21 protein-coding genes are annotated in these 17004 nt (G+C 36.0%); 5 read left to right on the top strand and 16 right to left on the bottom strand.

From position 1 onward, the window contains the following. Positions 1 to 186 precede the first annotated feature (186 nt). Positions 187 to 552 carry a YqxA family protein gene (locus tag ACYVEC_RS25890; RefSeq protein ID WP_080468483.1) on the bottom strand — a complete coding sequence of 122 codons (366 nt, stop codon included), beginning with the start codon at positions 550 to 552 and terminating at the stop codon, positions 187 to 189. Continuing rightward, positions 549 to 1652: a GPR endopeptidase gene (gene gpr / locus ACYVEC_RS25885; RefSeq protein WP_460509016.1), complete on the bottom strand. Its 1104-nt coding sequence runs from the start codon at positions 1650 to 1652 to the stop codon at positions 549 to 551. The genes ACYVEC_RS25890 and gpr overlap by 4 nt, the downstream gene beginning before the upstream one ends. A 180-nt stretch (positions 1653 to 1832) precedes the next feature. Between gpr and rpsT the strand changes: the two genes are divergently transcribed. Then, positions 1833 to 2090 carry a 30S ribosomal protein S20 gene (gene rpsT, locus ACYVEC_RS25880; protein WP_060632317.1) on the top strand — a complete coding sequence of 86 codons (258 nt, stop codon included), beginning with the start codon at positions 1833 to 1835 and terminating at the stop codon, positions 2088 to 2090. 86 nt (positions 2091 to 2176) lie between these two features. Here rpsT and holA read toward each other — a convergent pair whose 3' ends face one another. Then, positions 2177 to 3190: a DNA polymerase III subunit delta gene (gene holA / locus ACYVEC_RS25875; RefSeq protein WP_063222916.1), complete on the bottom strand. Its 1014-nt coding sequence runs from the start codon at positions 3188 to 3190 to the stop codon at positions 2177 to 2179. A gap of 346 nt (positions 3191 to 3536) precedes the next feature. Here holA and ACYVEC_RS25870 point away from each other — a divergent pair, with 346 nt between their 5' ends. Next, complete coding sequence (locus ACYVEC_RS25870) at positions 3537 to 3671, top strand: YqzM family protein (protein ID WP_000997609.1); 135 nt, start codon at positions 3537 to 3539, stop codon at positions 3669 to 3671. 28 nt (positions 3672 to 3699) lie between these two features. Here the strand turns inward: ACYVEC_RS25870 and ACYVEC_RS25865 are convergent, their stop codons facing one another. The 3 genes from ACYVEC_RS25865 to comEA form a co-directional block, all read right to left on the bottom strand. After that, positions 3700 to 6021, bottom strand: coding sequence for a DNA internalization-related competence protein ComEC/Rec2 (locus ACYVEC_RS25865; protein WP_063222915.1), 2322 nt, complete (start codon positions 6019 to 6021; stop codon positions 3700 to 3702). Between the two features lie 14 nt (positions 6022 to 6035). Next, on the bottom strand, positions 6036 to 6593 hold the full coding sequence (locus ACYVEC_RS25860) for a ComE operon protein 2 (RefSeq protein ID WP_063222914.1): 558 nt from the start codon (positions 6591 to 6593) through the stop codon (positions 6036 to 6038). A gap of 63 nt (positions 6594 to 6656) precedes the next feature. Further along, positions 6657 to 7256 carry a competence protein ComEA gene (gene comEA, locus ACYVEC_RS25855; protein WP_063222913.1) on the bottom strand — a complete coding sequence of 200 codons (600 nt, stop codon included), beginning with the start codon at positions 7254 to 7256 and terminating at the stop codon, positions 6657 to 6659. A gap of 77 nt (positions 7257 to 7333) precedes the next feature. On the opposite strand from comEA, the gene comER reads away from it, so the two are divergent. Further along, positions 7334 to 8161, top strand: a complete 828-nt coding sequence (comER, locus tag ACYVEC_RS25850) for a late competence protein ComER (RefSeq protein WP_063222912.1) — start codon at positions 7334 to 7336, stop codon at positions 8159 to 8161. Positions 8162 to 8483: 322 nt separating this feature from the next. Here comER and ACYVEC_RS25845 read toward each other — a convergent pair whose 3' ends face one another. The 8 genes from ACYVEC_RS25845 to ACYVEC_RS25810 all read right to left on the bottom strand — a co-directional run bounded on the left by ACYVEC_RS25845 (position 8484) and on the right by ACYVEC_RS25810 (position 13620). After that, positions 8484 to 9233, bottom strand: coding sequence for a class I SAM-dependent DNA methyltransferase (locus ACYVEC_RS25845; RefSeq protein ID WP_460509008.1), 750 nt, complete (start codon positions 9231 to 9233; stop codon positions 8484 to 8486). Next, on the bottom strand, positions 9230 to 9586 hold the full coding sequence (gene rsfS / locus ACYVEC_RS25840) for a ribosome silencing factor (protein WP_063222910.1): 357 nt from the start codon (positions 9584 to 9586) through the stop codon (positions 9230 to 9232). The genes ACYVEC_RS25845 and rsfS overlap by 4 nt, the downstream gene beginning before the upstream one ends. Beyond that, the gene (gene yqeK / locus ACYVEC_RS25835; RefSeq protein ID WP_063222909.1) at positions 9583 to 10152 is read right to left on the bottom strand and encodes a bis(5'-nucleosyl)-tetraphosphatase (symmetrical) YqeK; all 570 of its coding nucleotides are present in this window, start codon (positions 10150 to 10152) and stop codon (positions 9583 to 9585) included. Before yqeK ends, rsfS begins: the two co-directional genes overlap by 4 nt. Then, positions 10142 to 10711: a nicotinate-nucleotide adenylyltransferase gene (nadD, locus tag ACYVEC_RS25830; protein WP_063222908.1), complete on the bottom strand. Its 570-nt coding sequence runs from the start codon at positions 10709 to 10711 to the stop codon at positions 10142 to 10144. The genes yqeK and nadD overlap by 11 nt, the downstream gene beginning before the upstream one ends. Positions 10712 to 10849: 138 nt before the next feature. Continuing rightward, the gene (gene yhbY / locus ACYVEC_RS25825; protein ID WP_000955224.1) at positions 10850 to 11143 is read right to left on the bottom strand and encodes a ribosome assembly RNA-binding protein YhbY; all 294 of its coding nucleotides are present in this window, start codon (positions 11141 to 11143) and stop codon (positions 10850 to 10852) included. Positions 11144 to 11148: 5 nt separating this feature from the next. Next, a complete protein-coding gene (aroE, locus tag ACYVEC_RS25820) occupies positions 11149 to 11982 on the bottom strand; it encodes a shikimate dehydrogenase (protein WP_063222907.1) in 834 nt (277 codons plus the stop codon). A gap of 15 nt (positions 11983 to 11997) precedes the next feature. Continuing rightward, positions 11998 to 13104 carry a ribosome biogenesis GTPase YqeH gene (yqeH, locus tag ACYVEC_RS25815; RefSeq protein ID WP_060632327.1) on the bottom strand — a complete coding sequence of 369 codons (1107 nt, stop codon included), beginning with the start codon at positions 13102 to 13104 and terminating at the stop codon, positions 11998 to 12000. 3 nt (positions 13105 to 13107) lie between these two features. Beyond that, the gene (locus tag ACYVEC_RS25810) at positions 13108 to 13620 is read right to left on the bottom strand and encodes a YqeG family HAD IIIA-type phosphatase (RefSeq protein ID WP_063222906.1); all 513 of its coding nucleotides are present in this window, start codon (positions 13618 to 13620) and stop codon (positions 13108 to 13110) included. 247 nt (positions 13621 to 13867) lie between these two features. Between ACYVEC_RS25810 and sda the strand changes: the two genes are divergently transcribed. Continuing rightward, complete coding sequence (gene sda / locus ACYVEC_RS25805) at positions 13868 to 14023, top strand: sporulation histidine kinase inhibitor Sda (protein WP_000850094.1); 156 nt, start codon at positions 13868 to 13870, stop codon at positions 14021 to 14023. Positions 14024 to 14171: 148 nt separating this feature from the next. Here sda and ACYVEC_RS25800 read toward each other — a convergent pair whose 3' ends face one another. Then, positions 14172 to 14960, bottom strand: a complete 789-nt coding sequence (locus tag ACYVEC_RS25800) for a phosphatidylserine decarboxylase (protein ID WP_063222905.1) — start codon at positions 14958 to 14960, stop codon at positions 14172 to 14174. 290 nt (positions 14961 to 15250) lie between these two features. Continuing rightward, positions 15251 to 15964: an RNA polymerase sporulation sigma factor SigK gene (sigK, locus tag ACYVEC_RS25795; RefSeq protein ID WP_000051382.1), complete on the bottom strand. Its 714-nt coding sequence runs from the start codon at positions 15962 to 15964 to the stop codon at positions 15251 to 15253. Between the two features lie 185 nt (positions 15965 to 16149). On the opposite strand from sigK, the gene ACYVEC_RS25790 reads away from it, so the two are divergent. Beyond that, complete coding sequence (locus ACYVEC_RS25790; RefSeq protein ID WP_063222904.1) at positions 16150 to 16962, top strand: hypothetical protein; 813 nt, start codon at positions 16150 to 16152, stop codon at positions 16960 to 16962. The last annotated feature ends 42 nt before the right edge of the window (positions 16963 to 17004 follow it).

The following is a 17004-nucleotide window of genomic DNA, read 5'->3' as shown; positions in this document are numbered from 1 at the left end:
TCGCCAATATACACTAGCACTGATTATATCAATAGAGCAACAAAGATTCAATGAAAACTCGTGCTGCTTACGATACAAATCATTCTATCTATATCTTATGCGAACAAACCATAAGAGACAAACCTTTTTCAAATTAAAAAACGGCTGTCTTACAAATCTGTAAAACAACCGTCCTCCGTTTGACTCTTAACTAAAAATTTCTTTTACTTTCCCAACAACTATATCTACCCCAAACTTTGTTACTTCATAAGAAACACTTGCTATCGCCATACCAATTCCTTCTAAAACATTAAAACTTCTCAAGCTTTCTAATTGTTTTTGTTTCTCAATTGTCGAAAACGAACTTCCCGAAATTTCTAATTCAGCAACCGCACCCTCTGTTCCTGTCATATGTGCTATTTGTTCATATGACATTTGCTGATAACCTTTCATACTTTTTAAACCATGATTAGCAAGTGCCATCCCTGCTATCACCATAAGTAAACATATAGCTGCACTACATATACATAAAAGTGAAAAGTGACTTAAACTATTATCATCTCTTCCCATCAATGTGTATATGCCCCTGTATTATCTTGGTCAATTTGATGATGCAGCGCTGCATTTAACCCACTCGCTATTACATTTGCCATATCCTCTATGAAAGCATCCACTTCTTTCGGAGTCACCATTAAATTATGGCCAAGAGGAGATAACACTTCATAAATTAATTTTCTCTTCTCTTCATCTTCCAGTGTACCTACAGCACCTAAAAACATATTTCGGCTTTTTTCATCCGGCATATCTTCTTCTGTTAATTTTTTCTTTTCTCCAAATGAAAATCCCGCAGGTAATAAAGATCTTGATGGCTTATGTCCCTCTTTCATCTCTCTTCCAAAGTGCTTCAAAATAAAATCAATTGTATCGCTTGTAATCGAAACGGCATCAACTACAGTCGGAACACCAATAGCAATAACAGGAATTCCTAATGTTTCTTTACTTAGCTCCTTACGTTTATTCCCAACACCAGATCCAGGATGAATTCCTGTATCAGAAATTTGTATCGTACTATTTACTCGTTCAATAGAACGGGCAGCTAACGCATCAATTGCAATGACAAAGTCCGGATTGGTCTTCTCAATAATCCCATAAATAACATCGCTTGTTTCAATTCCTGTAATCCCCATTACCCCAGGACGAATTGCACTAACAGGTCTAAACCCTTCTTCTACACTTTCAGGCTGCAGTTGAAACAAATGTCTCGTTACCAATACATTTTCTACCACTATCGGTCCAAGTGCATCTGGCGTTACATTCCAATTCCCAAGACCGACGACCAAGCAGCTCGCTTCTTTCGTAACACCAACCTCTTCTAGGAAATAAGAAATTTCTTTCGCAAAAACGCGCTCTACTTTTTGTTGCAGTTCCGTATCTTGTTGACGTATACCTTGTACTTCAAGCGTTAAATAATTTCCAGGTTTTTTACCCATCGATTCAGACGCAACTTCATCAATCGTTACTTTTGTAATGGTAACACCTTCTTCTTCCCTCTCTTTTACAATAACTCCTTGTATTCCATTTTGTTCTTCTTGGCGCTCTTGTAACATTTGATGCGCCTCTACAGCAAGGTCAGTTCTAACGCTATATTTACTTAAATCTAATGGTTCTTTCATCGTATCTCCTCCGTAATTCATAGTAAATATCGTTAGATTTCCCAAAGTTATATAAGGTCATTCTTTCCTTTACGTGAAATTTCATTGATATACTATTGCAATTCTCTTCACCGTTTGATAGAATATCACTTGTTCTATGTAAGAATCGAGTCATTCGATTGCACCAGGGAGGTGAAAAGTATGGCAAACATCAAATCTGCTATCAAACGCGCTAAACTTAGCGAAGAGCGTCGTGCACATAACGCTTCTATCAAGTCTGACATGCGTTCTGCTGTTAAAACTGTAGAAGCTTTAGTTACTAATAACGATCTTGAAACTGCTAAAGAAGCTTTCAAAACTGCTTCTAAAAAACTTGACAAAGCAGCTCGTAAAGGTCTTATCCACCAAAACGCTGCAGCTCGTCAAAAATCTCGCTTAGCGAAACAAGTAAACGCGTAAGGCGTTTAAAAAACGATCCATTTGGGTCGTTTTTTTATATACAAAAAAGTTCACGTTACTTGGTAACGTGAACTTTTTTTGTATCATCACATATGATTTAACCGCATCAAGAAAAACTCAAGTACAAGCTTCTTATCCATCTTTCCTGTCTTCATACTATAATCAGCTTCCGCTAATTCTATAATCACTTTCTTTAGTTCCTCAAAAGAGAAAAACTTCGTTTGATTCATCGCTAACTTTACACGATATGGATGCACACCAATATGAGAAGCAATTTGATTTTGTCCATAACCACGTTGCTGTAACTCTTTCACTTGATGCAGCAAGCGGAATTGACTTACTAATAACGCAAGCAATTTAATCGGTTCCTCTTGCTGCGTAAATAATCCATCCAAAATTTGCATCGCACCCGCGATATCTTTTTTCACCACTTTTTCTGTTAAAGCAAACACATTTTGTTCAACTGATTTTGGCACAAGCTCGGCAACAAGTTTCGATGTAATCTCTCCGCCCATACCGACATATAACGTTAACTTGTCCATTTCCTTCGCCAACATCGTTACATTACTTCCTACAAGCTCTAACAACAAACTAACAGCTGCATTATCAATATGTACATGCACTTCATCTGCACGAGCAACAATCCACTTCTGAACATCCTGCACCTGCATCGTATTTGCTTCTACTATATCCGCTGTTTTCTTTAATAATTTTGTAATTTTTTTTCGTTCATCCAGCTTTTCGTAAGGCGCAACAAAAACAAGAATAGAAAATGGAGAAGGCTCTCCAATATATTCTTCTAAAATCTTTATGTTTTGCTCTAACTTTTCTTTTTGTGCAGTTAAAAATAGTGGTGATTTTATTAATAGCACTTTACGTTCTCCAAAAAAAGGAAGTGTACGTGCATCCTCAACCACATCTTCTAAATACGCTTCTTCTAAATCATATGTCACAACATTAAACTCACGATCTTCCTCTTCAAGCGCTTCTGTTGTAATAAGCTTTATCGTTTCATTTATAAAAAACGCTTCCGTTCCATACAGCAAATACAACGGAGCAAACTGCTTCTTTTTAATCTTTTTATGTATATCACTACTCATACTTTTTCCTACTCCCTAACTTGGCAATATATATTTATACTAATGCCCTAGCTTTTGTTTTACAAGTACAAAGGAACAGGCTGTATAACCCGTCCCTTTATTTATATTAAACGCCACGCAATAAGCCCCGGGTTTCTTATTGGTGTGCGGTAATCACCTTCCCTTTATTATTCACAATAAAAATTCGAGTATAAGTGCCAACTGTTAACATGCTTGGAAACAAAAAACTCACGTTACTTCCTGATTTAAAAGTAGTAAAAACACTCGATTTCTCTTCATATGGAAATTGTAGATTTTTTTCTGACAATATTTTATACTAAAGTGGAATGTTGGGGAGGGATTCTAAATGAATGATTTTGAACAAAACGTTCAAAGTAAACGCAATGACGCTATTGATTCAGGGGTAGGATTTATCGTCTCATTTGGTTTTTTCGCAACACTTTTCATCATTGCAACTGTTATTAAATTTATTGGTTCTTAAAGACTGCTGCTTACTGGCAGTCTTCTTTTTATCTATTATGTGTTTCATCATATGTGATTTTGCTATGAAAGGTTCCGTGTTCCCCTTTAAAAATATAGGAAATAGCACCTTGCTTATCCGTGCGCCATATTTCAATCCCCATCTTCTCAAAACGCTCTATAACTTCCTTATGAGGGTGCCCATACCTATTACGCTCACCGGCAGAAATAATCGCTATATTAGGCTGTACGGCGCTCAGAAAAGGCACTATAGACGACGTGTTACTCCCATGATGAGCAACCTTTAAAACATCCGCCCGTAAATCTGGATACGTAGCTACTAAAACCTTCTCTCCTTCTTCTTCTAAATCACCTGTAAACAGCCACGTTACCCCTCCTAATTTTGCCCATATTACAATTGAAGCGTTATTTTCACTTCTTTCTTTTCCCGTTGGAGCTAGTACAAAAAATTCCGCTTCATTTACACTCCAACTCTCCCCTTCTCCCACTTCCCTTATTTTCACTTCCTTTTCTAACGCCTGTTTCTTTATTACTGTTTCTAATACTGCATCTTGTTGCTTTCGGCCAAATACAACTTCTTTTACGGTTATATTTGATAATAACTCTTCCGCAGCACCTATATGGTCCGCATCTCCATGCGTTACGATTAATTTATCGATCGTTTTAATGCCTTCCTTTTGTAAATAAGGAATTAAAATATCATTTCCAACTGAAAATTCATGCTTTTTCCGCTGCCATTCTTCCTTGTTTACACGAATTGTTCCACCGGTATCAATGAGGTAAATCTCTTTATCGTACGGGAGGCGAATTAATATTGCATCTCCCTGTCCAACATCAAGAAATGTAACACTTCCGGTTTCCCGAAAATACGGATATACATAATGACATGTACAAATAAAAAGAAATATACCCGAAGCTATAAACATAATCCCCTTCGATATTCGCCTTTCCCAAACCATCAATATACTAACTATACTCACACAATATAGAGCTACAAGAAGTATAGGTGTTTGCCCGAAATTAAGGCGGATAAATGGTAAGCTTTCACAATAAATTAAAAAATCATTAGAAAGATTCAAACCTATTGATAGTACATTCGCAATTCCTTTTGCAAGAAATGGAATGATTGGTATACATACCAAAATAACAATACTACACGGCAATACAACGAGGGATAAAAACGGAACGTATAGGATGTTCAGAAAAATACTATATGGAGAAAAATAACCGAAGTGATATAACAAAATCGGAGTACTAACGAGCTGTGAAATAAGAGAAATATAAATAGAATTTCGGATCACTCCATTACTACTCTCTAGTAAAAGCGGGGCAGACAAAAGTAAAGCAAAACTACCAACAAAAGAAAATTGAAACCCAATATTATAAATAAGATATGGATCATATATAAGCATACATATAGCCGTTACACTTAAAGCATCGAAGCTAGACAAACGAAGAGAACACATGAAAGTACTCAACATCAAAACTCCTGTTATAGAAGCTCTTATAACAGACGGTGATGCTCCTGCAAAAATCATATATATAGGAATACAGAAGATAAGACATAATGTTGCTATCTCCCTCGTCACACCACTTCTTAGCAAAATAAAATACACAATTACCATTAACAATACGATATGCGACCCTGAAATTGCCAACAAATGTACAAGACCAAATTGTTGATATCGCTCTTCAACTTCAAATGTCATTTGTAGTCTATCACCAAATACTAACGCATTCATAAAAGCACCTGATTGCTCTGGAAACATTTCTGTAACTCCCGAGATTGCTTGCTGCCTCAAAAGAAGAATCCGTTGCACGAGTGACAATGATGTTTTATGGCATTCAGAAATATATGTAGCATCAAATGTGAAATGAATATTTTGCCTATACAAATAATCACGGTAATTAAAACCATGAAAATTGCGGGCTACTTGCGGTTCTTTCCTCTCACCTTCGAATATACATGATACTCCTGCATGTAATTGTCGCAGTTGTTTCTTTTCCAAGGCTGATTTAATTTTGTAACTTAACTGCACTATATTTTTATTCTGATCTTCAACTTGAAATGATAAGCGATCTCCGTTAATAAGAGGTGTGTTTTGTATTACTCCTCTTGTAAGTCCGTAGGGATCTCCTAGAGGCTTATTTTGTCCTTGAACATACGTAGTGTACATAGCGCCACTAAAACACGCTATCATACAAAAAAAGAAGGTTTTACGCGAAGTACGATATAAACAAAAGAAAACATAAAAAACGAAACAACACATCAGTAGTGCAACCGAAGAGGAAAAGGCGATTGCAATCCCTATTATAAATGAGATTGCAACATAGCCCCATTGTCCATGCAACTCATACTCACTCCTTATAGCATCATTTTTGCTTTCGTGAATACATGTTGTAATTCTTCCATTGATAAGTTCTCTTTTTCTAAAGATGCAAATAGTTCTTTTAACTCCATATGACGCTTTTGATCCTCTAACGCTGCAATATCATATTCTAGCGGAACATGCTTCACTGTTACATTCGCTTTTTCAAATAACTCTACGGCATACGGATGATTTTTATAATCCTGTGCATAATAAACTGCTGTAATACCACTTTGAATAATTGCCTTACAGCATTGTAAACAAGGGAAATGCGTAACGTAAATTTCCGCGTCCTCCGTTTTCGCACCAAACTTTGCGCATTGTAATAAAGCATTCATTTCCGCATGAATTGTACGAACACAATGATTATCAATAACGTAGCATCCATCATCTATACAATGTACACCACCTTTAATTGAACCATTATATCCACCAGCAATAATTCGTTTATCACGAACAATTGTCGCTCCTACCGCAAGCCTTGTACATGTACTACGTAGAGATAGTAAATGGCTTTGTGTCATAAAATATTGATCCCATGAAATTCGTTCCATATTTTTCACCTACTTTTTTATCTACTTGTAGTGTAGCGAATGAAGAAAAACTTCGTCAATCTTTTACGGAATAATAATTTGATCTTTTATTTTTTCCAGAGACTTCACACCAATCCCATCAATCTCTAATAAATCTTCTATTTTCTGAAACGGACCATGTTCCTCACGATATTTCAAAATACTTTCTGCTTTCCTAGAACCGATACCTGTAATTTTTTCAAGTTGTTCTTTAGAAGCTACATTTATTTGAACTTTCCCCTCCTCCTTTGAAACAGCAGCCCCTTCTTGCACTTGTTCGTTTTTATCTGGCACATAAAGGATCATTTGGTCTTGTACCACTTGCGCTAAATTTACCTTTTTCCTATCTGCCTCGGGCAAAAAACCACCTGCCTTTTCAATAGCATCCTTGACCCGGTCCCCTTCTTTCATTTCATACACTCCCTCTTTAACAACAGCCCCTTTCATATCAATTATAATTATTTTTTTCTGCTGCTTTGTATCCGATATTTTCGGTTTACTTTTTTTCTCTATCTCTTTCGCTTGCACATCCGTTGTAATGACCGATCGCTCTGTATGCTGGTTCGTTTTCCAGAAAAGAAGAAAAAGTACAATTCCAATAATAGCTACTAATCCTAACCATTTCTTTGGAAAATCCCACATCATTTTACACCTCTAATCATAAATTTATAACATCATTCATATTGTTTAGGAGAAAGCTGTTACGAAGGAGGGATGAAACATTGAACATAGGAATTATAGGGACAGGGAACATGGGGAATATACTAATCGATGCATTTTTAGAAACCCGTGCTGTCAAACCTTCGTGCCTTACAATTATTAATCGAACGCCAGCCAAAGCATATCATATAAAGGAAAAATACTCTTCTGTTCATATAGCCAAAACTATTGATGAAGTAATCGAACGATCACATCTTATTTTTATTTGCGTAAAGCCGATAGATATATACCCGATCCTACAAAAATACGCTGAACGTTTTTCTGATGAAAAGTGCTTAGTTTCTATCACAAGTCCAATATCTCCATCACAATTAGAGACACTTGTACCTTGCCACGTCGCACGTATTATTCCGAGCATTACAAACCGCGCTCTGTCTGGCGCATCACTATTTACATTTGGAAGTCACTGCTCTGAAGAGTGGCAACAAAAACTATTTCGCCTATTCAAAAAAATTTCTACTCCCCTTGTAATAGAAGAAGATATAACGCGCGTTTCATCTGATATAGCAAGCTGTGGTCCTGCATTCTTTAGTTATTTATTACAATGTTTCATTAACGCTGCTGTAGATAAAACAAATATTACACATGAAGAAGCCACTACTTTAGTAAGTGAAATGGTCGTTGGAATGGGGAAACTACTTGAAAAAGGGATTTTCACATTGCCTACTTTACAAGAAAAAGTATGTGTTAAAGGCGGCGTTACAGGAGAAGGTATTCGTGTTTTAGAAGAACATGTTGGGGATATGTTTCATAAATTAATCGAGCGGACACACGAGAAATTTGATGAAGATTTAAAATGCGTTGATCAGCAATTCAATAAGCACACATAATAAATACGTCATCATCATTCCAAATCCTTTTTATCAATACTTACTTTTTTACATTATATTTTCACTTAAACTAGCATTTTCACACTTTACGTATACCATCTTCTTATTATTCTAGAACTAAAATTACAGCTTCTTTACAAAACAAAAGCAACCTTCTCGGTTGCTTTTGTTTTATCCCGCTATTTGCCGGCCAGTAAGATCCCCACCTCAAAACTCAGCGAAAACAAAGAAGTTCAGTGAGGGATCAACTGCCCGTAAAAGCCCGATTGGTTCAACTAATAATCAGCGGAGGGTGAAGCCCCCCGCTGATTAAAGTTTCACTTTATCCGTTTTTCTTCGCCATGAAGAAAATACGCTCTGTTTGTTCTGTAACTTCAAGTCGCTCAAAATCACCAGTTACGCGAAGTACTGTAAAACCAGCCTCTTCAAGACATTTCGTTAACTCTTCAACCGGATATGCACGTTGCACGTGACATTCATCAAAACGATGGTACACATCTTCTTCTGGATCTTGAACAAAGAATGTTAAATCATGTTCTACACTATTTGATTCTTCACCAGGGAAGCAATTCCAAATAAGAGAGATTTCCTCTCCATTCACTGTGTATGTTTCATTTTGAAATACATGATGTATTTTATATAAAGAATGTACATCAAATAAAAACAAACCATCTTGACGTAAATGGTGAAACACTCTTCTAAACGTTTCTTGCACTCCATCTTCTTGCAATACATAATTTAATGAATCACAAAAGATTGTTACACAGTCAAACTCACCTGGAACATCAAGTTCTCGCATGTCTTGTTGGTAAAAAGGGATAAAATATCCTTCTCCGCCTAGTTTTTGCTGAGCGACTGTTAACATTTCTTCTGAAAGATCGACACCGATTAAATCGTAACCCTTTTGTACAAGTGGAAGTGTTACATTACCAGTACCGCATGCTACATCAAGAATCTTTGCCTCTTTCATATCCGCTTGCTGTAAACTTTCCTCTGTGAATTCTACCCATTTCTCATAAGGGACATCATTCATTAATTCGTCGTACAACAATGCAAATTGTTCGTATTTCATTGGTCTAGCTCGTCTGTAATATCTTCACGTGGCACATCGCCCCATAGACGCTCTAAATTATAGTGATTACGCTCATCTTTATGGAATACATGAGCAACTACATCTCCAAGGTCAACTAATACCCAACGTGCTTCGTCAAAACCTTCCATACGTTGTACGTCGATTTGGAACTCGTGTGCTTTCGCTTTAATTTCACGCGCAATTGCTTGCACTTGCTTATCTGAGTTACCGTGACAAATAATGAAATAATCTGCAATTGGTGAAATACCTTGCATATTTAGGACAACCATATCTTCTGCTCTCTTATCATCAGCTGCTTTTGCCGCTAATACTAATAAATCTTTATCTTTCATTTACTCATTTCCTCCTTGATAACTGCGTTGTATGTTTGGAATGTTAATGGATAAATCGTTTGATTTTTTTCCATTAAAAATTGAATTGTTCTCTTTAATGCAAATAATAAAGCTTGATTTATATCCGCATATGCGAGTTTACGAGCTTCCTCCACTCCTGGAAACTTCCGACCAGGCTCAATGTAATCTGCTACATAAATTACTTTATCTAACATCGTCATTTTCTCATGACCACTTGTATGATATGTAATAGCTTGCAGGATTTCAGGATCCGTAATGCCTACTTCTTTTTCTACTAAGTATGCCCCAACAGGTGCATGCCATAACTCTTTGTTATAACAAAGTAAATCTTTCGGCAAATCTTCACTTTTAATGATCTCTTCCATTTCTGAAATCGCTCTACACTTCGCATAATCATGGAATATAGCTGCAACTTCAGCTTTTTTTTCATCCACACCGTATAACTTAGCAAGTTCAATTGCTGTCTCCATTACACCAATTGTGTGTATATAACGTTTTTCATGCATTTGTTGTTTGACAATATGAAGTGCTTTCTCACGATTCATACAACCCATTCCTCTCGATATATACCTGTACTTTTTCAGGAAGTAAATATTTGCATGTTTTCTTCTCTTTATATCTCTCACGTAATAAAGATGAAGAAACTGCAAACTCCGGAATTTCCACAGTGGTGATAGGATAAGGTGTATGCAATGTATAACCAGGTCTTGCGACTCCAACAAACGTTACAAGATCAAGTAACGCCTCAATGTTATACCACTTCGGTAAATACTCAACCATATCTCCACCAATAATAAAGTGAAACTGCACATCCGGGTGCTTCTTCGTCAATTGTAGCATAGTGTCATACGTATAAGATGGGCCTTTCCTGCTTAGCTCTTCTAAACAAATAGAAAAATGTTCCTCTGCCTCAGTCGCAAGCTCTAACATTTGTAAGCGACTTTCTACACTTGTAATATTCCGCCCTTGTTTATGCGGCGGAATTTGGTTCGGTAAGAACCATACTTCTTCTAAATTCAAAGCGTGATATACTTCATTTGCAATGAGCAAGTGCCCATAATGTGGCGGATCAAATGTACCGCCAATGATGCCAATTTTTTTCAAAAGAAACGCCCCTTCCTTTTACGTACAGCAACTCTCTTCATTTCTATTCGAAGAGAGTTTACTGTTAATAAAAGTTCAATTGGTTTCGCTCTCTACATCATTACGCACTAGCGATAAAAATAGCATATGCTTGTCTTTTTATCGAGGAAGCTTAATTTGCTTATTTTCTCTAGATTCTTTGTATAAAACGATTGTACTTCCAATTACTTGAACGATTTCAGCACGTGCGCCTTTTGCAAGTTCTTCTGCAACTTCACGACGATCGAATTCACAGTTTTGTAGCACACTTACTTTAAATAACTCACGAGCCTCTAAAGTATCTGCGATTTGTTTAATCATGTTTTCATTTACTCCACCTTTTCCTACTTGAAAAATTGGTGTTAAATGATGTGCTTGTGCACGTAAAAATCTTTTTTGTTTTCCTGTTAACATATATGTTAGCCTCCAAGTTTTCTTATAACTAATTGTTTCATTCTATCGATATTCGGTACAAGCCCTGTCCACATTTCAAATGCAAGCGCCCCTTGATAAACAAACATATCAATACCATTTTGAATCACTGCACCTTGCTCTTTTGCCTCACATAAAATTTTCGTTTCAAATGGATTATAGATTATATCTGATACAATCGTTCCTTTTTTTAACGAAGAAATTTGTAATGGCGTATGTTCAACGCGTGGATGCATACCTATTGTTGTCGTCTGAATGATAATATCATAATTTCCTTGTTCTTCTGTTGCTTTTTCTAACGATAAAGCCACAGAATGAACCGTAGCCGTACATGCAGCAATAAGTTCTTTCGCCTTATCTACTGTACGATTAGCTACATCAATCTCTTTCACACCTACATCAGCAAGAGAAAAATAAATAGCTCGACTAGCACCACCTGCGCCAATCAATAAAATACGTTTCTCTTGAAGTGGTTCACTACTAATTGACTGCAGTGCTCGGACAAAACCAATTCCATCTGTATTGTAGCCAATCAATTTTCCATCCTTATGAACAACTGTATTTACTGCACCAATTTGTTTTGCTAGCGGGTCAGTCTCATCCAAATAATCCATAATAGCAACTTTGTGCGGAGTTGTTACATTAAATCCTGAAATACCTAATGCTTTTAAACCTCTTACTGCTTCCCCTAGCACTTCCTCTTTAACAAGAAATGCCTGATAATGGGCATCCATATTCAAGTGTTCAAATGCATCGTTATGCATAACGGGTGATAATGAATGTCCAATTGGATTTCCGATTACACCATATAATTGTTTCATAAATCCCTCTCCATATTAAATTAAAGATTTACGTAATGAAACACTTACTCCTTTTGGTACGTGTGCAACAATTTTTGCTCCTGGTTCGTTCACAGTAACCCATCCTAATCCAGAGAATACAACATCCGTTTTTGGTTCACGAATATTAAACTCGTATTTCACTAGCTCTGGCATATTTGCTAATTCTTCTGGTGTTGGTGGGCTTAGTAAATCCCCAGCATGATTTTTATACAATTCATCTGCTTTCTCAAGCTTTGTACGATGGATTGTTAAACGATTCGAGAAGTGACAAGTAAATGCACGACGACCACCACTTACATAATCAAAACGTGCCAGTCCACTAAAGAACAATGTTTGTTCTTCATTTAATTGGAACACCATCGGCTTAATTTCTTTTGTTGGTGTAATAAGCTTTAAGCTTTCTTTTCCAACATAATGAGCCATTTGATGGTGGTTAATAATACCTGGCGTATCATATAAAGAAGATTCTTCATCTAATGGAATATCAATTAAATCAAGCGTTGTTCCTGGGAAATGAGATGTTGTAATTACATTTTCAGTCTCATCACTAAATTCTTTAATCATACGATTAATAAATGTTGATTTTCCTACATTCGTACATCCAACAACATAAACATCTTTTCCGCCGCGGTAATACTCAATAGCATCTGCCAGCTCAGCAATCCCTTGTCCCTTCGCTGCACTAATTAAAAAGACATCTTCTGGCTTTAATCCTAGCTGCTTTGCACTATAACGCATCCAATGCTTTACTTTATCATGTTTTACTGACTTAGGAATTAAATCCGCTTTATTCCCAACAAGTAATACTTTATTATTTCCGACGAAACGATGTAAGCCAGGTAACCAGCTACCATTAAAATCAAAAATATCTACAATCTTAACTACTAACGCATCCGAATTTCCAATTCCATTTAGAATACGTAGGAAATCATCATCTGTTAATGATACATCTTGAATTTCGTTATAATGCTTCAAACGAAAACAGCGTTGACAAATTACTTGTTCTTTCTCTAAAGATGAGGCCGGAGCATATCCTACTTCATTTTTATCTTCTGTTTGAATTTCTACACCGCAACCAATACATTTAATTGTTTCAGTCAAACTCTATTCCTCCCAGTTAATTAAACCTTTTTTCTTCATGTTTTTCATAATTCTTCGTTCAATTTTTCGATTAAAGCGCGTTACTAATCCGTCCGTTTGTGCTACCGGTACAACTAAAATCGTATGCAGTCCCACACGGTTTCCACCTAGAACATCTGTTAGTAACTGATCCCCAATTACTACAACTTCATCTGGTTGCAGGTGCATCTCTTGCATCGCACGCTTAAATGCACGAACAAATGGTTTACGCGCACTATGAATAAATGGAATACCTAATGGATCAGCAAAGTCTTTTACTCGTTGCTCATTATTATTTGAAACGACCGTTACTTGAATGCCTAGCTCTTTCATTTTCAAAAACCACTCTTCAAGTTGCGGCGTTGCATTTGGACGATCCCATTCAATTAAAGTGTTATCTAAATCAGTAATAACGCCTTTAATTCCACGTTTTTTCAAATCTTCTGGTTGAACATGATATACATTCTTCACATATTCATTTGGTAAAAATAGCTTCAATTTCTTTCACCTCTTTGAGGAGTTTTCATAAAAATTTTTCGACAACATATTTCGATATTTAACCTGTGGATAAAATTGTACACATTTTCCACATTAATTTTTCAGTCAATTTGGAATTTACTAACAATCTATACACATTTTATCCACCTAGGTATGTGGATAACCACTCGTTTGTGACTGTCATATTTTTTTGGTACATTAAATGCAACAACGAATCAATCCTTATATTATTAGGAGGTGACTCACCTTGAAAACAAAGCATATGGAACAGTTATCTACCGAGTTACTCACTGAGTCTTATTATAAAGCAAAAGAACTAAAATTAAATCCCGACTTCATTTTACTTATAAAACAAGAAATTATTAGACGCTCATTAGAGGACAAGCTGGTCAAATCGTCTTAATTACATATAAAGTGAATTTTTAATTAGCTAACTTGTAAAAAGAGCCATCCTGCGATGGCTCTCGAATAAACAAGTACTCCCATCTCGGGAACTTCATCATTAAGCATCTTTGTCCATAACTCTTGCTTACAGTTATTAAATCTTTTCTTTACTTATGAGCCAATCGAGTAGCAATTTTTTCACCGAGACGAAGCTCTTGTCCACTCTTCAAATTCTGCACTACTTCTATCATATCTTTTTCAAACAATAACACAACTGTTGAACCAAATGTAAAGTATGCCATTTCTTCACCTTTTTGAACAGTACTTCTTTCATGTAGCAGCTCAATACTATTAACAAACATAGCTCCTACTTTTACAAGCGCCATATGTTCGCCGTCACTATTCACTTCTGTAACAGAACGATAATTTTTTGACAATGGTTCTTTCCCGTATTCCATACCAGCTGCATTTACTGGATATGATTTTCTACCGAGTACAAATCTTTCAGTCACAGAACCCGAAAGTGGACTATGAATACGATGATAATGACTTGGACTTAAATAAATAACCATGTATGTACCACCTGCATATCGCTTTGCACGTTCTTCATTACCTAGCATATCCACAATCGAATAACGCTTGCCTTTAATATCAAATGTTTTTGTGTCCTCAATAGGACCGTGATCAGCAAAAACACCATCAACAGGACTAACGATACTCGATGCATCTGTATCAATACTACGCTTTCCTTCTTTTAACTTACGCGTAAATAATTCATGCAATGTTCTATATTCCTTCAAACCCTTTTCCATCTCATCTTGATTAATTTGAAAAACTTTCGCATACGATGAAATAATGATAGAGCTCAAACGAGATTGTGCAAATTTACGTAATATATAAGAAGTAAAACGACCATTTGTAAGTTCGATCATAAGTCGATATAATGTACGTCGCAAATTGCGAAACCTCCTAATCAGCCTATAACTTTAGCTTTCCCTTCTTTTCCTTCTATATCATATGTGAAATTGGTTCTTATTCCCACATATCATATAAAACTGGTTCATTATACATGCGGAAAACTAAGTATGGTATTATTCTTAAATTGTTTAGCACCTTCTAATATTACAGATAGAATCCGTCATTTTCAACAGTGAACATGGATTTCTTCTGAACACAACTCTTTTTCTTTCCTTATTTACAAAAAGAAAAGCAGCCCTTTTTAAAATAAGGCTGCTTGCAATGTACATTATTCTTTCGCTTTTTTCTCTTTCTCTGCTCTTACAAATTCATGGAACATTTTCATTAAAGCGCGCTTTTCAATTCTTGATACGTAGCTTCTGGAAATACCGAGTGCCTTTGCAATCTCCCGCTGCGTTTTCTCTTTATCAAGCCCCAGTCCAAAACGCTTCACAATTACTTCTTTCTCTCGCTCATCTAAAATATCGATATACTCTTTAATCTTTTCTAACTCCATACTAAGCTGGATCATATCAATTACATCTTCAGACTCTGATTTTAATATATCAATAAGCGATATTTCATTCCCCTCTTTATCTTGCCCGATCGGATCATGAAGTGAAACGTCCTTTTTCGTTTTCTTTAGTACACGTAAATGCATCAAAATTTCATTTTCAATACAGCGCGCTGCATACGTCGCAAGTTTTGTTCCTTTTCCTGCCGAATAGCTCTCGATCGCTTTAATGAGCCCGATTGTACCAATTGAAATTAAATCTTCTGCATCTTCCCCTGTGTTTTCAAATTTTTTAACGATATGAGCTACAAGCCGTAAATTATGTTCAATTAACAGATTCCTCGCTTGAGCATCACCTTGCTCCATTAACTCTAAGTACTTTCTCTCATCGTCTGATGATAACGGCTGCGGAAACGCATTATTCTTCACATAAGAAACAAAAACAAACACTTCTCGAACCATATATCCAATTGCGGCGAATAGACTCAAACCTTTCACCTCCGCCAAAATAGTGGTCTTTACTAAGTGTATGTGGGCGTGAGGTTGTTTGTGTCTGTACGATATAAATATGGAACCCTTAGCTTTTTGAAGAAACGAATAAACCCAATAACTTTAATTATATTTTTTATATATTACAATTTATAAAGTACAAAAAATTAGAAAGAGGTGTTTTCATGCCCTACTCAACTGTAAAAATTAAAAACTCTATCGTACTCATTTTATCATTCTTCCTACTTTCAGCCTGTGAACAACAAAATACACATACACAAACTGATAACAACAAAAAGGAAACTGTGACAATAAAAGATAATACAAATACTGAAAACAGGAACAAACCGGAAGAACCGGAAAAAGATCAAGTAACCCCTGAAGAACAAACAAAAATTAAAGAAAAGCAAGAAAACGCTACAAATATAAACATAACAGCAAGCATGGCTAAAGAAATTCTTATTAAAAAATTCGGAACATTAGACGAAAACAAAGTTACTTACACCCTCCTACCTAGTGTAAGCTCTACAAAAAATAAAATTAATAATAAACCAGGTACTGATTACTATACTTTCATGCCTCAATTTGATAATCATCGTGCTGATTTCACCTTTTCTGTTCATAAACAAACTGGAGAAATTATTGTTAATTGGAGTGACGGTAGCACATTAACTGAAGCAGAATTTAAAAATACACAGAAAGCTCAACAAGTTAATCAGCAAACAGATAAACCAATAAATAAACCAGTCGATATTACTAAATTCACAAGTGAAGATGCTATAAAAATCTTAGAAAAAAGAATGGGACCTCAAACAGCCCAACTGCACTATGGCGCTACAAATGAACCTATCGGTATAATCAATGGAATTAAACTATACGATGTCTTCTACGCACGCGGAGAGGGCGAACGCCAACGCGTTTACAATTTCGCAGTAGGTTCGGATGGGAACATATATAATTGGTATGAAGCTCAAAAAGGCGTACTTACAATCAATTAAAACTCCTACTCTAATCATATAACCAACAGCCAATCGAGACTC

It is taken from the genome of Bacillus sp. MN7755 (genome assembly GCF_054771475.1).
Note: the sequence above shows the minus strand (reverse complement) of the source record. Positions and strands in the feature narration are given on the sequence as shown.